General features: G+C 69.7%; 17 protein-coding genes. 10 read left to right on the top strand and 7 right to left on the bottom strand.

Annotated features, from left to right (window positions below):
• The first annotated feature begins 47 nt into the window (after positions 1-47).
• The 7 genes from CFB47_RS32665 to CFB47_RS32695 all read left to right on the top strand — a co-directional run bounded on the left by CFB47_RS32665 (position 48) and on the right by CFB47_RS32695 (position 4,749).
• Entirely contained in the window at positions 48-461 is a 414-nt protein-coding gene (locus tag CFB47_RS32665; RefSeq protein WP_089463669.1) for a BON domain-containing protein, read from the top strand.
• 30 nt (positions 462-491) lie between these two features.
• Positions 492-1,520, top strand: a complete 1,029-nt coding sequence (locus CFB47_RS32670) for an SDR family oxidoreductase (RefSeq protein ID WP_089463670.1) — start codon at positions 492-494, stop codon at positions 1,518-1,520.
• Between the two features lie 26 nt (positions 1,521-1,546).
• Positions 1,547-1,846 carry a DUF2795 domain-containing protein gene (locus CFB47_RS32675; protein WP_089459842.1) on the top strand — a complete coding sequence of 100 codons (300 nt, stop codon included), beginning with the start codon at positions 1,547-1,549 and terminating at the stop codon, positions 1,844-1,846.
• Between the two features lie 64 nt (positions 1,847-1,910).
• Positions 1,911-2,480 carry a hypothetical protein gene (locus tag CFB47_RS32680; RefSeq protein WP_089459843.1) on the top strand — a complete coding sequence of 190 codons (570 nt, stop codon included), beginning with the start codon at positions 1,911-1,913 and terminating at the stop codon, positions 2,478-2,480.
• A 105-nt stretch (positions 2,481-2,585) separates the two neighbouring features.
• Complete coding sequence (locus CFB47_RS32685) at positions 2,586-3,443, top strand: SDR family oxidoreductase (RefSeq protein WP_089443837.1); 858 nt, start codon at positions 2,586-2,588, stop codon at positions 3,441-3,443.
• 34 nt (positions 3,444-3,477) lie between these two features.
• Complete coding sequence (locus tag CFB47_RS32690; protein ID WP_089459845.1) at positions 3,478-4,083, top strand: DUF4142 domain-containing protein; 606 nt, start codon at positions 3,478-3,480, stop codon at positions 4,081-4,083.
• 57 nt (positions 4,084-4,140) lie between these two features.
• The gene (locus CFB47_RS32695; protein WP_089459846.1) at positions 4,141-4,749 is read left to right on the top strand and encodes a DUF892 family protein; all 609 of its coding nucleotides are present in this window, start codon (positions 4,141-4,143) and stop codon (positions 4,747-4,749) included.
• 86 nt (positions 4,750-4,835) lie between these two features.
• Here the strand turns inward: CFB47_RS32695 and CFB47_RS32700 are convergent, their stop codons facing one another.
• Both CFB47_RS32700 and CFB47_RS32705 read right to left on the bottom strand, forming a co-directional pair.
• A complete protein-coding gene (locus tag CFB47_RS32700; RefSeq protein ID WP_089463671.1) occupies positions 4,836-6,116 on the bottom strand; it encodes an NRAMP family divalent metal transporter in 1,281 nt (426 codons plus the stop codon).
• Positions 6,113-6,787 carry a UdgX family uracil-DNA binding protein gene (locus CFB47_RS32705; RefSeq protein ID WP_089463672.1) on the bottom strand — a complete coding sequence of 225 codons (675 nt, stop codon included), beginning with the start codon at positions 6,785-6,787 and terminating at the stop codon, positions 6,113-6,115. Before CFB47_RS32705 ends, CFB47_RS32700 begins: the two co-directional genes overlap by 4 nt.
• 195 nt (positions 6,788-6,982) lie before the next feature.
• On the opposite strand from CFB47_RS32705, the gene CFB47_RS32710 reads away from it, so the two are divergent.
• A complete protein-coding gene (locus CFB47_RS32710) occupies positions 6,983-7,459 on the top strand; it encodes a response regulator (protein WP_089443841.1) in 477 nt (158 codons plus the stop codon).
• A gap of 30 nt (positions 7,460-7,489) precedes the next feature.
• Here the strand turns inward: CFB47_RS32710 and CFB47_RS32715 are convergent, their stop codons facing one another.
• The gene (locus CFB47_RS32715) at positions 7,490-8,701 is read right to left on the bottom strand and encodes an MFS transporter (protein WP_089463673.1); all 1,212 of its coding nucleotides are present in this window, start codon (positions 8,699-8,701) and stop codon (positions 7,490-7,492) included.
• 39 nt (positions 8,702-8,740) lie between these two features.
• Positions 8,741-9,010, bottom strand: coding sequence for a DUF4148 domain-containing protein (locus CFB47_RS32720; RefSeq protein ID WP_089463674.1), 270 nt, complete (start codon positions 9,008-9,010; stop codon positions 8,741-8,743).
• Positions 9,011-9,204: 194 nt separating this feature from the next.
• Between CFB47_RS32720 and CFB47_RS32725 the strand changes: the two genes are divergently transcribed.
• Positions 9,205-10,098 carry a LysR family transcriptional regulator gene (locus CFB47_RS32725; protein WP_089463675.1) on the top strand — a complete coding sequence of 298 codons (894 nt, stop codon included), beginning with the start codon at positions 9,205-9,207 and terminating at the stop codon, positions 10,096-10,098.
• Between the two features lie 131 nt (positions 10,099-10,229).
• Here CFB47_RS32725 and CFB47_RS32730 read toward each other — a convergent pair whose 3' ends face one another.
• The 3 genes from CFB47_RS32730 to CFB47_RS32740 form a co-directional block, all read right to left on the bottom strand.
• The gene (locus CFB47_RS32730; protein WP_089463676.1) at positions 10,230-10,712 is read right to left on the bottom strand and encodes a PRC-barrel domain-containing protein; all 483 of its coding nucleotides are present in this window, start codon (positions 10,710-10,712) and stop codon (positions 10,230-10,232) included.
• A 91-nt stretch (positions 10,713-10,803) separates the two neighbouring features.
• Positions 10,804-11,235 (bottom strand): CBS domain-containing protein, encoded by a 432-nt coding sequence (locus CFB47_RS32735; RefSeq protein ID WP_089459853.1) that lies wholly within the window; start codon positions 11,233-11,235, stop codon positions 10,804-10,806.
• 79 nt (positions 11,236-11,314) lie between these two features.
• Positions 11,315-11,569, bottom strand: a complete 255-nt coding sequence (locus tag CFB47_RS32740) for a hypothetical protein (RefSeq protein WP_089443847.1) — start codon at positions 11,567-11,569, stop codon at positions 11,315-11,317.
• Between the two features lie 189 nt (positions 11,570-11,758).
• Between CFB47_RS32740 and CFB47_RS32745 the strand changes: the two genes are divergently transcribed.
• Positions 11,759-12,064, top strand: coding sequence for a hypothetical protein (locus CFB47_RS32745; protein ID WP_089443848.1), 306 nt, complete (start codon positions 11,759-11,761; stop codon positions 12,062-12,064).
• The last annotated feature ends 141 nt before the right edge of the window (positions 12,065-12,205 follow it).

Below are 12,205 nucleotides of genomic sequence, written 5' to 3' on the forward strand. Positions count from 1 at the left end.
GTCCCGCTCACCCGCCGGCTATCCCGGCTCGACGAAAGGAGGTCACGATGAAGGCATTCCCGCTGCAAGTCCGTTCCTTGAGGATCCGTCGTCGCAACGCGATGCGCGCCGGCATGGCGATCGCGATCGTCGCCACCACGACGTGCGCGGTGATCGCGCCGAATGCGTTCGCCGCCGGCGACGACAGTGCCGCGTCAACGTCGACGTCGACGACGTCGTCGTCGCATATGACGACCGGCACGAAAATTCGCGACGCCACGATCACGACCAAGGCGAAGGCCGAACTGGTCGGGACGAGCGGGCTGTCGTCCGGCGACATCCACGTGAAGACGCGACGCGGCATCGTGACGCTCACCGGCAGCGTGCCCGACGAGCAGCAGCGTACGCAGGCCGTCGGCGTCGTGAAGCAGGTCGACGGCGTGCAAGACGTGCGCGATCAGTTGACGATCCGGGCCAAGTGACCGCGGCCGCGCCGCACAAGGAGTCCAGCCATGAACTGCATGCTCAAACCGGTCGGCGAGCAGACGATCGTGATCACCGGCGCGACGAGCGGCATCGGTCTCGTCACCGCGCGCAAGGCCGCGCGCCGCGGCGCGAAGCTGGTGCTGTTCGCGCGGAACGAAGCCGCGCTCAATACGCTGTGCGAGGAGCTGCGCCAGCATGGCGATCTCGCGGTGGCGGTCGCGGGCGACGTAGGCAATCTCGAGGATCTGCAGCGCGCGGCCGCCAAGGCGGTCGAGACCTACGGCGGCTTCGATACGTGGATCAACAATGCCGGCGTATCGATCTTCGGCCCGGCTTCCGCCGTGCCGCTCGACGACCAGCGCAAGCTGTTCGACACCAACTACTGGGGCGTCGTGCACGGCTCGCTCGTGGCGGCCGATCACTTCCGGCGCAAGAACGACTTTCACGGCGGCGCGATCATCAACATGGGCAGCGAGGCGTCCGACGCGCCGGTGCCGTTGCAGAGCGCGTATGTGGCCTCCAAGCATGCGGTGAAGGGCTTTACCGATTCGCTGCGGCTCGAGATGGAGGGGGACCACCTGCCGGTGTCCGTGACGTTGATCAAGCCGGCCGCGATCGACACGATGTTCGTGATGCACGCGAAAAACTACATGAACGTCGAGGCGAAGCTGCCGCCGCCGATCTACGACCCGGAACTGGTGGCCGACGCGATCCTGTTCGCGGCCGCGCATCCGCGCCGCACGCTGTTCGTGGGCGGCGCGGCGAAGTTCACGTCGGCGAGCGCGTATCACGCGCCGCGCCTGTTCGATCGCGTCGCGGCGCGGCTGTTCTGGCGCAGCCAGCGTACGGATCGCCCGGCCCGCCCGCGCGACGACAACGCGCTGTACGAGCCGCGCCATGCGCTGCACGAGCGCGCAGGCATGGACGGGCCCGTGCTGCGCGGGTGCGCCTACAACACGGTGGTTCAGCGGCCGAAGGTGGCGGGGGCGCTCGCCCTCGGTGCGGCGGCGCTGGTGGTCGCCGCGCTGGCGCGTGCGCGCCGCGCGTCGACGTGATTTCGTTCATCCCCAAGGAGAGATTCATGACATCCCGACAGCATACGGGCCACGAATACAGCCACTCGCGCGCGCACGAAGGCGAGCGCACGCAGCAGGACCACGACAAGGGCGGCCATCAGGGCGGCCACGGCAAGGCGCCGAGCCCGATCGACGTGCAGAAGGCGTTGAAGGGCATGGACTATCCGGCCAGCAAGGCGGCCGTCGTCGAGTGTGCGGAACGCTCGCATGCGGACCCCGGCGTGATCGACATGCTCCGCCGCATTCCCGATCGCGAATACGGCACGCCGGCGTCGGTGTCGAAGGAACTCGGGCGGCTGATGTGAGCGCCGCCCCGTCGCGCCGTGTGCGGCTGCACGCGGCGCCACCCCCGTCACGAGGAGCACGACCATGGCGATGATCGTCGCAGGCCGCTTCACGACGTTCGACGAAGCGGAAGGTGGGGCGCGCCACCTTTACGAGCGCGCGTTCGGTTCGGACGACGTATCGATCTTCTTCCTGAATCCCGCCGGACAGCATGCGCGCTTTCCGATCGGCGGCGACGTCTATGCCGATACGGCGGCGAAGCCCGGCGGGCGCGGCGCGATGATCGGCGCGATCCGCGGGGTGCTGATCGGCATCGTCGTGGGGCTCCTCGTCTATGCGATCGGCGTGCGCTACTGGTTCGTGCCGGCCGCCGCCGCGCTGGCCGGCGCGTATCTCGGCGCCTTCGGCGGCGCGCTGGGCCGCATGCGCGGCGAGCAGGCCGAGGGCAAGGGCACGCTCGCGCGGAGCGAAGCCGGCGTGATCCTCGCGGTGCGCGTGGCGCCCGACACCGCCAATACCGCGGAAGACGTGTTGCGCGCGACCGGGGCGTCGTCGATCGAGCGTGTCGAGGGCGACTGGCAGGACGGCGAATGGCGCGACTTCGATCCGGTACGCCGGCCCGGCGAGCCTGCATCGAGCGACCATTCACGCTGAATTTTTTACGCCCGCTCGTAGCGTTGCGCGCGCAACGATGGCGTTGCCCGGTGCGGCACGCCGCTTGCGAGCGATTGACGACACCGTTCAGGGAGGAACGCACCCATGACTACCGCACAGACTCCGCCGCCTCAGAAGCAGGACCACCAGCCGGGCACCGAGCGCGACATGCATCCGCAGCCGCGCGACTCGGCGGCCGACTACGTCGGCAGCGGCAAGCTCGCCGGCAAGGTCGCGCTCGTGACGGGCGGCGACAGCGGGATCGGCCGCGCGGTTGCAATCGGCTTCGCGAAGGAAGGGGCCGACGTCGCGATCGTCTACCTGAAGGAATCCGACGACGCCGCGCAGACGAAGCAGTTGATCGAGCAGGCCGGCCGGCGTTGCGAGGCAATCATGTGCGACGTCGGCGATCGCCGGCAGGCGCACGATGCAGTGGCGCGCACGGTCGAGCGGCTCGGGCGGCTCGACGTGCTCGTGAACAACGCGGGCGAACAGCATCCGCGCCCGGGCGTCGAGGACGTGACCGAGGAACAGCTCGAACGCACGTTCCGCACGAACGTGTACGGGATGTTCTTCTGCACGCAGGCGGCGCTGCCGCACATGAAGCACGGCGGACGCATCGTCAACACCGCGTCGGTGACCGCGTATCACGGCAATCCGACGCTGCCCGACTACTCGGCGACCAAGGGCGCGATCGTCGCGTTCACGCGGTCGCTGTCGGCGGAGCTGGCCGAACGCGACATCCGCGTTAACGCGGTCGCGCCCGGGCCGATCTGGACGCCGCTGATTCCATCGACGTTCACGGCCGAGCAGGTCGCGAAGTTCGGCGCGAACGTGCCGCTCAAGCGGCCGGGGCAGCCGGACGAACTGATCGGCTGCTACGTGCTGCTCGCGTCGGAAGGCGCGAGCTACATGACCGGGCAGACGCTGCACCCGAACGGCGGCTCGATCGTCGGCGGCTGACCGCCGTCTCTCGCCAAATGCAAGGAGGAAGCCCATGAAACGATCCCACTGGACGAGCGCGGCGTTCGCCGCGGCCCTGCTCGCCGCCGGCGGCCTCGCCCGCGCGCAGATGCCGAGCGAGCCGCCCGCATCGAATTCGCAGGTGCCGGGCGGCGTGATCAACCCGTCGTCGGGCGCGGGCGACGCGATGATCGCGAAAGCGCCGCAAGGCGGCGACGCGGAATTCGTCGACAAGGCCGCCATTGCCGGCAAGGCCGAGGTGCAGGCGAGCCAGCTCGCGCTGCGGCAGGCGCAGTCGCCGGACGTGCGGGCGTTCGCGCAGCGCATGGTGGCCGATCACGGCAAGGCGAATGCACGCCTGAACGAGATTGCCGCGCGCCAGGGCATGAAGCCGCAGGTCGAGCAGATCCAGGACCCCGACGTCGAGGCGCTGCGCGGCAAGCACGGTCGCGATTTCGACGCTGCGTATGTCGCCGCGGTCGGCCCGGATGCGCACCGCAAGGCCGTCGCGCTGTTCGAAGGCGAAGCGCGCAACGGGCGGGATCCGCAATTAAGGGAGTTCGCGAGCACCACGCTGCCTACGCTGCGGCATCACCTGAGCATGGCGCAGGCGCTCGAACGCAAGGTGGGCGCGCACTGACGCGCGCCCGTTCAACCCCGGGCCGCGGGTGCGGCCCGTCTTTTTGGAGAGTCAGTCATGGCCCATCGGCAACCGAAGCATGAAGGCATCCGCGAATTGCTCTGCCAGGCATACGAAACCGAGCTTGGCGGCGCGAAGATCTACGAAGCCGCGCTGCAATGCGCGACCGACGAGGATCTGCACAAGGAATGGGAGAAGTACCACCGCGAGACGCTGCATCACCAGGAGGTGCTGCGCAAGGTGTTCGACACGCTCGGCATGGATCCCGACGCGCAGACGCCCGGCCGCAGCGCGGTGGCGGCCATCGGCAAGGCGCTCGTGCATACGATCGAGCAGGCGCGGAAGCAGGCCGACCCGGCGGTCGCGCAGGTCGTCGCGGCCGAGTGCGTGGTGCTCGCCGAGACCAAGGATCACCTGAACTGGGAGCTGATCGGCTATGCGGCCGACCAGCTGTCGGGCGATGCCGCGAAGACGCTGAAGGACGCGCACGACGAGGTCGAGGCCGACGAGGATCATCACCTGTATCACACGCGGGGCTGGGCGCGCGAGATGTGGATCCAGTCGATGGGCTTCAAGGCGGTGCTGCCGCCGCCGGAAGAAGTGAAGAAGGTCGAATCGGCGGCGGACGCGGCGCGTGCCGAAAAGTCGCGCGGCAAGATGATGTAAGTGGGGCGGGCCGGGCCTGGCGGGAGGCCGTCAGCCCGGCCCGGCGCGACGAAAGTGGCGTGCGCCACGAACGGTCGATGAGCGGCTCAGGTCAGCAGGTCGACGACCATCGTCACGACCGACGCCGCCATCAGCACGACGGCAAGCCAGCCGAAGGTTTTCGACACGATGCCGCTGCCGGGTTGCCCGGCCGCCTCGCGCCGCTGCGACAGCAGCATCACCATCACGAGCATCGGTACCGCCGCGACGCCGTTGAGCACCGCGCTCCAGTACAGCGCCTTGATCGGGTCGATCGGACTCACGCACATCGCGATGCCGACGAACACGCACAGGGCCAGCACCGCATAGAACGTGGGGGCCCGCCGCACCGGCTCGTTCAGCCCTTCGCGGAACTGCCACGCTTCCGCGCAGCCGTACGCGGCGCTGCCCGCGAACGCGGGAATCGCGAGCAGCCCGCAGCCGACGATGCCGAACGCGAACACGAGAAACGCGGCTTCGCCGGCGATCGGTCGCAGCGCTTCGGCGGCTTGCGCGGTGCTGCCGATGTCGTGCCGGCCGTGCTCGAAGAACACGGCGGCGCCGATCACCATGATGCAGAACGACACCGCGTTCGTGACGACCATGCCGAACCACGTGTCGAACGTGACGCGCCGCTCGGTCTCGCTGCGCGTGTCGTGCTCCGTGGATGCCGTTTCCTCGACTTCGAGCGCGGCCTGCCACACGAACAGGTACGGGCTCAGCGTCGTGCCGAGCACGGCCACCGTCGTGGTGGCATACGCATGCGTGAATTCGATCCGGGGCAACACGATCGCGTGCAGTACGGCGTGCCAGTCGATCTGCACGAAGCCGAGTTCGAGCACGTAGGCGACCAGCCCGAGCGTCATCCATTTCAGCCAGCGCGCATAGCGTTCGTACGACAGCATGACCTGCAGCGCGAGCGACGCGACCCCGTAGACCGGGGCATACCAGTAGCTGTGACCGCCGATCACGAGCGCGGTCGCGTCTCCCATCGCCGCGAGATCGGCGCCGACGTTGACGACGTTGACGATCGCGACCATCACGATCAGCGCCTTGGCGAGCCGGTCGGAGTAGTGCTCGCGAATGCCCGCGACGAGGCCCGCGCGGTTGCGGCGCCCGATGAACGCGGACGCGAGCTGCACGGCCACCATCATCGGCAGCGTGACGACGATGATCCACAGCATGTTGAAGCGGAACTGGCTGCCGGCCTGCGCGTAGACGGCGATGTTGCTCGGATCGGCATCGGACGCCCCCGCGAGCAGGCCCGGGCCGAGCCGCCGGTACCACGGTGTCGGGTTGCGCGGCGCGGCGCCCGCGGCCGGCTGCACGTCGTCGCCGGGCGCGCTCACCGGGTGCCTCCCCGTGCGCCGTGCCCGCTGTCGCGATCGGGGTCGCCGTCGCGATTGGGTGCGCCGGCCAGGCGCGAGGCGGTGCGCAACGCGTCGACGAGCGTCCGGTACGCGTGCTCGCGCGAATCGGCGCCGCGCGTGCGCAGCACGTACGACGGGTGATAGGTGGCGACGACGAGCAGGCCTTGCGCCGTGCGAACCGGTGTGCGCGCGGCCTCCAGCGTCGCATCGTTGTCTTGCAGCAGCGCACGCAGCGCGGTGCCGCCGAGCGCGACGATGACGCGCGGCCGTACCGCATCGAGCTCGCGTTCGAGCCAGTAGCGGCACGCGGCCACCTCGCGTTGCGCGGGCGTTTTATGCAGCCGCCGCTTGCCGCGCGGCTCCCATTTGAAGTGCTTGACCGCGTTCGTCAGGTAGCAGTGCGCGCGCTCGATCCCGGCTTCGTCGAGTGCGCGGTCCAGCATGCGCCCGGCCGCGCCGACGAACGGCAATCCCTTGCGGTCCTCCTGGTCGCCCGGCTGCTCGCCGACCAGCATGATCGTCGCGTCCACGGGGCCGGCCCCGGGCACCGGCTGGGTCGCATGCTCCCACAGCGCGCAGCGGCGGCACGCGCCGAGTGTCGCCGGGGCATCGTCGGCATCGTCGGCGGCGGGCGGCGTCTGGCGCGTCATGTGGCAATGTCCGTGCGGCCCGCGGCGCGGCAGGTGGCCCACGCCGGCGGGGTGGAACGGAAACGAAAGCGCAGCGTCACGCGCATGAGGGGCTCCGGTACGACGATTCGTACCGATGCAGCAACCGCCGTTCCGCATCCGCCGGGACGGGCGCGTGGTTTGCGTGGAGGCGGGATCAACGACAGGAGAAACGCGATGCTTCCCGATCCCGGCGACGATCCGGCCGCGGACGACGTGCTGCTGTGGCGCGCCCCCGACAGCGTGCCGCGGCGCCCGCGTCGCGTGCTGATCGTCGACGACTATCGCGACGCGGCCGATGCGCTGCGCCTGCTGCTCGAGGCGCGCGGCTTCGAATGCCGCATTGCCGTCGACCCGTTCGCCGTCTGCGCGATCGCGCGCGACTGGCAGCCGTTCGCGGTCGTGCTCGATATCGCGATGCCGGGCCTCGACGGGCTGCAGCTGGCGGCGCGGCTGCGCAACGATCCGCACACCGGCGACATGCTGCTCGTCGCGTGCAGCGGGCTCGCGTCGCGACGCGATTGCGAGGCGGCGAAGCAAGCCGGGTTCGACGCGCACTGCGCGAAGCCGCTGACGCCGCACCGGCTGCTGGGCTATCTGGACGCGGCGAGCGGCCGCGCGGCGCCGGACGGGGCGGTTACACGGCGCTTGTAAAAAAGCCGCCGGGGCGGCGTGGCGCAGGCGTCAACCACCGGTGCGCGTGGCGGCGCGCCGGGCGGATCGGCCCGCGACGACGGCCAGCCCGGCGGCGAACGCGAGCAGTGCCGCGCTCATCGCGAAGGTCGCGCGGTAGCCGTGCAGGTCGAACAGCAGGCCGCCGATCGTCGCGCCGAGCCCGATCGCGAGTTGCACGACCGCCACCATCAGCCCGCCGCCGGCTTCCGCATCGTGCGGCAGCGTGCGGGCGAGCCACGTCCACCAGCCGACCGGCGCCGCAGTGCCGAGCAGCCCCCACGCGCCGAGCAGGCAGGCGGTGGCCGCCGTGGAGCCGCCGAACACCAGCAGCGCCGCCGCAATCGCGGCCATCAGTGCCGGCGTGGCCACGAGTGTCCGGTAGAGCCCGCGTTCCAGCACGCCGCCGATCAGGACCGTGCCCATGAAGCCCGCGACGCCGATCACGAGCAGGAGCAGCGACAGCGTGACGGTGCCCGCGTGCGTGACGGTTTCGAGGAACGGACGCAGGTAGGTGAACAGCGTGAACTGGCCCATGAAGAACACGCTGACCGCCGCCATGCCGAGCGCGACCGGCGGCCGGGCCAGCAGCCTGAGCGCGTTGGCCGACGCGCCGCGCGGCGCGGACTGCATCGACGGCAGGCTGACGAGCTTCCAGCCGAATGCGATCGCGGCGACCGGCACGACGCAGAAGAACGCCCAGCGCCACCCGACGATTCCGCCCAGAAAGCTGCCGAGCGGGGCCGCGACGACGGTTGCCAGCGCATTGCCGCCATTCACGATCGCCAGCGCGCGCGGCACGTGCGGCGCCGGCACGAGGCGCATCGCGGTGGCGGCCGACATCGACCAGAAGCCGCCGATCGCTACGCCGATCAGCGCGCGACCGGCGATGAACGCCGCGTAGTTCGGCGCGAACGCGACGAGCGTGCCGGACACGATCGTCAGCAGGGTCAGCACCAGCAGCAGCGGCTTGCGATCGCGCCGGCCGGCGAGCGACGCGATGAACAGGCTCGTGACCAGCGCGAACGCGCCCGACACGGAGATGGCCTGGCCGGCCTGGCCTTCGCTGACGTGCAGGTCGCCTGCAATCGGCGTGAGCAGGCTGACCGGCATGAACTCGGAGGCGACCAGCGCGAACGCGCCGAGCGACATCGCGAGGACGGCGCCCCATGCGGCCGCACCGTCGGGTGCGGTGCCGCGATCGGGGGTGGAGACGGATGGCATGTCGGAAACCGGATCGGAAAAAAAGAAGGGGGCGCGCGCTCAGTCGCAACGCGTCGAGGCGCCGTGCACGGCGAGTTGCGTGCGCGCGTCGTCGGCGCGCCCGGCCTGCACCCGGGCCGCGGCGGCCTGGGCGTCGTCGACCCAGCTGCGCGGGTTCATGCGCGCCGGATTGAAGCCGGCGGCCGCGTAGCGCTGCATGTCCTGGCGGACCTGCTCGCGCGTCAGGCCCGGTGCGGATTGCGCGAACGGCGAGCCGGACGCGACCAGCGCGACGATGGCGGTAACGGCAGTGAGAAAGCGGGTAGTCATGAGGTGGGGCTCCGGGAGGCGGGTAGTCCGAGCATCCGGGCGCTGCCGCGATGCATCGGGTCGATGGCTTCGCAGTCTAGTGATTCGTCGTGGATCGATTAAGTAGCCGCGCGCGCTTGGACTCATGAGCCAGACTGATGAATCGCCGCCCGCGGTGCTACGATGGGCGTCCGTCCCGACCGGAGCGTTTCGACATGGCGCGCGAAAACCTGAACGACCTGCTCGTGTTTCTCGCGGTGGCCCGCGAGCGCAGCTTCACGCGTGCGGCGACGCGGCTCGGCGTGTCGCAGTCGGCGCTGAGCCATACCATTCGCGATCTCGAGGCGCGGGTCGGCGTGCGGCTGCTGACGCGCACGACGCGCAGCGTATCGACGACCGACGCGGGCGAGGCGCTGTTCCAGGCGGTGGCGCCGCGCATCGACGAGATCACCGCGCAACTGGCCGCGCTGTCGGATTTCCGGGACAAGCCGGCCGGCGTGGTGCGCATCACCGCCACCGAGCATCCGATCGATACGATCATCTGGCCGAAACTCAGGCAGGTCCTGCCCGACTACCCGGATATCCGCATCGAGCTGTCGGTCGAATACGGGCTGTCGAACATCGTCGAGGAGCGCTACGACATCGGCGTGCGCTACGGCGACCAGGTGGCGAAGGACATGATCGCCGTGCGGATCAGCCCGGATGTCCGGATGGCGATGGTCGCGTCGCCGGCCTATCTCGACGGCCGCAAGCCGCCGAAAAAGCCGCAGGACCTGCTCGAGCACGATTGCGTCACGTTGCGGCTCGCCACCGCGAAGGGCATCTATGCGTGGGAGCTGAAGAAGGGCAGGAACGACGTGCTGGCGCGCGTGAACGGCCGGATCACCTGCAACACGCAGCCGCACATGGTGCAGGCGGCGCTCGACGGCTTCGGCATCGCGTTCGTCACCGAGGACATCGTGCTCGAGCATGTCCGCAACGGCAACCTGCGGATCGTGATGCCGGACTGGTGCCCGGTCTTTCCCGGCTACCACGCGTACTATCCGAGCCGCCGCCCGGCGTCGCGCGCGTTCACCGTCGTGATCGACGCGCTGCGGCATCGCGCGTAGCGCGGCTCGCCTGTCACCTGTCGCCTGTCATGTCCGGGCCGTCGTCGCGACGGCCGGCAAGAAAAACGCCCCGCACGGGCGGGGCGTTCGACGCGGCGACGCCGGTTCACCGGCGCAGCGCGAAGGCGCGATCAGAGGCGGTCGCGTGAGCGCGGATCGTTCAGTTCCTCGGTCGGGTCGGTCAGCCCGAGTTCGTCGCCGGCGCTCCAGTACGGCGTGCTGCCGTAGAACTCGTGCAGCGGCGCGGCCCATTGCGGATCGGCCATCGCCGGCCAGTGGTCCTTGTCGAACCCCGGTGCGTTGCGGATCCGCTCGGACGACACCGACAGCAGGAAGCATTTGCGCTCGGTGTCGAGCGTGAGCGCGCTCCACGGGATCGCGTGCAGCTTGTCGCCGATGCCGAGGATGCCGCCGCTCGACAGTACCGCGTAGGCGACGCGGCCCGAGCGCACGTCGAGCATGATGTCCTTGATCTTGCCGACGTCGTCGCCGTCGGTCGTATAGACCTTGTCGCCTTCCAGCGTATCGGCCGCCATCACGTCGGGGCCAGGGCCGGCCGCCGTCGCGGCACCCTTGCCGATGATGCGGGTTTGACCTTGATCGGAAGTCTGCATGGTTTCCTCCAGGCTGCATGGGGCGCGACGGTGCCCGGGGCGGGCCCTGCGGGTCGCGCGGGTGGGTCGGGACGGGGCGGGGGGCGCTCCGTCACGTCTGCTTCGGTTGCGACACGCCTTCGAGCGTGTTCGCGAGATCGTCCCGCTCGGGGCCGGCCATGCGGGTCGCGATGTCCGCGAGCGACAGCATGCCGACCAGCCGCTTGTCGTGATCGACGACCGGCAGGCGGCGCAGTTGCGCGTCCGCCATGTAATGCTGGATCTCGTCCAGCGAATCGTCGTCGAAACACCATTCGATCGGGCCCGATGCGACTTCGTGAATGCGCGTCTCCGGCGGCTTGCCGGCCGAAATCGCGCGCACCGCGAGATCCCGGTCCGTCACCATCCCGATCAGCCGGTTGTTGTCGCACACCGGCAGCGCGCCGATGTCGTAGCGCTCCATCAGTTGCGCGGCATGGCGGATCGAGTCGGTCGGTGCGATGTGCACGACGTCCTGCGACATGATTTCGTTGACGCGATGCATGAATTTCTCCTCTCGAGTTCGGTAGTGCAATGGATCGAAATGGGCCGCACAAAATCAGCAAGCCGCGTGCCGTGCGCGCTCATGCGTCGCCGCGTTCGCGCTTGTCCTGCCACGGCCCGGCGTCGTGCGTGCCGGGCGGCGTGTCCGGCTCGATGCGCGTGACGCCGCCGGTCGCGGGCGGGTCGCTCGCCGGAAACGTGTCCTCGAGCTGCTTGTCGATATGACGTTCCGAATGGCCCGTCCGCGCGCGGTCGCGGTGCTTGAGCGGCGGCGACGGATCAGGTTGGCGTTCGTGTGCCGGCGCGTCGTGGCCGGTCCGGGTCGAATCCTTCATCGCAAGCCTCCGTGTCGATGCCGATGGCGTGTTTCCTCCGCAACGGCCGTGCCCGGTCTGCGCCGGGATGCGCCGCGATGCGCCGGACGCACGCGGCACGCCACTTGCCGCGAGTGCGATGACGATGACGCAGGCGGATGGCGCAACCGGTGCCGGCCGTGTCTACATCTACATCGAGCGGGAGGCACGATGACGATTCCGAAACGACGACCGGGCGTGCGCTACGAGGTCAACGTATGCGGCGGCGGATTCGATTCGTTGAAGAGCCATTTCAACGAATGGAAGCACGAACCGCTGATTTACCGGCCCGAGCGCCGGATGTTCGAAGGCAAGGCCGACGTGAGGCCGCTCGGCGGCGAGACGTTCGGCTCGACCGAGCCGGCGCGGTTCGCGCTGCAGCGCGCGTGCGAGCCGTCCGATTCGTATGCGCTCGCCGCACAGGTGCGCGATGACGGCCGCGAGCTGTGGCTCGTGATGGCCGCTTTCGACGCGTAGCCGCGCCCTTGCAAGATTTGCAGCGGACGGTGTAGCGAAGGCACGGCAGGCCGTTCGCGGCACCCGCGTGCGCGTCGCGGCGGAGTGGCTGATGACGAGAACGACGGCATGCGGTTTGCGCACCCTGGGCAGGCGAAGGTC

This window comes from Burkholderia sp. AU27893, assembly GCF_002223205.1.
Lineage (GTDB): Bacteria > Pseudomonadota > Gammaproteobacteria > Burkholderiales > Burkholderiaceae > Burkholderia.

Excerpts from the sequence above, each read along its gene's own strand:
- CFB47_RS32665 (WP_089463669.1), top strand. The coding sequence starts at position 48 with ATGAAGGCATTCCCGCTGCAAGTCCGTTCCTTGAGGATCCGTCGTCGC.
- CFB47_RS32670 (WP_089463670.1), top strand. The coding sequence starts at position 492 with ATGAACTGCATGCTCAAACCGGTCGGCGAGCAGACGATCGTGATCACC.
- CFB47_RS32675 (WP_089459842.1), top strand. The coding sequence starts at position 1,547 with ATGACATCCCGACAGCATACGGGCCACGAATACAGCCACTCGCGCGCG.
- CFB47_RS32680 (WP_089459843.1), top strand. The coding sequence starts at position 1,911 with ATGGCGATGATCGTCGCAGGCCGCTTCACGACGTTCGACGAAGCGGAA.
- CFB47_RS32685 (WP_089443837.1), top strand. The coding sequence starts at position 2,586 with ATGACTACCGCACAGACTCCGCCGCCTCAGAAGCAGGACCACCAGCCG.
- CFB47_RS32690 (WP_089459845.1), top strand. The coding sequence starts at position 3,478 with ATGAAACGATCCCACTGGACGAGCGCGGCGTTCGCCGCGGCCCTGCTC.
- CFB47_RS32695 (WP_089459846.1), top strand. The coding sequence starts at position 4,141 with ATGGCCCATCGGCAACCGAAGCATGAAGGCATCCGCGAATTGCTCTGC.
- CFB47_RS32705 (WP_089463672.1), bottom strand. The coding sequence starts at position 6,787 with ATGACGCGCCAGACGCCGCCCGCCGCCGACGATGCCGACGATGCCCCG.
- CFB47_RS32710 (WP_089443841.1), top strand. The coding sequence starts at position 6,983 with ATGCTTCCCGATCCCGGCGACGATCCGGCCGCGGACGACGTGCTGCTG.
- CFB47_RS32715 (WP_089463673.1), bottom strand. The coding sequence starts at position 8,701 with ATGCCATCCGTCTCCACCCCCGATCGCGGCACCGCACCCGACGGTGCG.
- CFB47_RS32720 (WP_089463674.1), bottom strand. The coding sequence starts at position 9,010 with ATGACTACCCGCTTTCTCACTGCCGTTACCGCCATCGTCGCGCTGGTC.
- CFB47_RS32725 (WP_089463675.1), top strand. The coding sequence starts at position 9,205 with ATGGCGCGCGAAAACCTGAACGACCTGCTCGTGTTTCTCGCGGTGGCC.
- CFB47_RS32730 (WP_089463676.1), bottom strand. The coding sequence starts at position 10,712 with ATGCAGACTTCCGATCAAGGTCAAACCCGCATCATCGGCAAGGGTGCC.
- CFB47_RS32735 (WP_089459853.1), bottom strand. The coding sequence starts at position 11,235 with ATGCATCGCGTCAACGAAATCATGTCGCAGGACGTCGTGCACATCGCA.
- CFB47_RS32740 (WP_089443847.1), bottom strand. The coding sequence starts at position 11,569 with ATGAAGGATTCGACCCGGACCGGCCACGACGCGCCGGCACACGAACGC.
- CFB47_RS32745 (WP_089443848.1), top strand. The coding sequence starts at position 11,759 with ATGACGATTCCGAAACGACGACCGGGCGTGCGCTACGAGGTCAACGTA.